The organism is Pseudarthrobacter albicanus (assembly GCF_018224015.1).
In the GTDB taxonomy this organism is placed as follows: Bacteria; Actinomycetota; Actinomycetes; order Actinomycetales; family Micrococcaceae; genus Arthrobacter; species Arthrobacter albicanus.
The window spans coordinates 1-555 of record NZ_JAGPOT010000148.1; the positions used below are offsets into that span (position 1 = coordinate 1).

Annotated in this window: 1 pseudogene; it reads left to right on the forward strand. The window is 67.6% G+C overall.

Annotated elements, in window-relative coordinates:
- Nucleotides 1-443, forward strand: a pseudogene (locus J9611_RS20790) (hypothetical protein); the annotation flags it as partial.
- Nucleotides 444-555: the final 112 nt, after the last annotated feature.

Here is a 555-nt window from a genome sequence, read left to right on the forward strand (position 1 = left end):
GGGAGATCGAAACGGCGTACTGCGAACTGAAGGCCCGGATCCTGGGCGGCCGGGTGCTGCGCGGGCGGCACCCGGGAGCGGTCATCCAGGAAATGTGGGCACTGCTGACCTGCTACCAGATCCTGCGCACCGCGATGACCGATGTCACCCTGCGGCACCCCGGGGTCGATCCGGACCGACTGTCCTTCGGCATCGGCCTGAGGGCGGCCCGTGACCAGGTCATCCAAGCCCGCGGGATGCTGGCCGGAACCGTGATCGACCTGGTCGGACGCATCGGCGCGGCGGTGCTGGCCGAACCGATGCCCGCCCGCCGGATACGCACCCGGCCCCGGGTCATCAAACGCGCGATCTCCAAGTACCGGGCCAAGGAGCGCAACGCGGACCGCCGCACCTACCCCGCGACACTCACCACGAGGATCTTGACACCGGACCCCGCCCTCTAACCGAACGGCATTGGGACTAACCCTGCACAGATTGCTCTTCATTCCGTTCCTCGCCAGCCTGCTCTATCTGGCAGGAGTGCTCTACCCCTGGCTGGAGGGGACATCGCGTTCG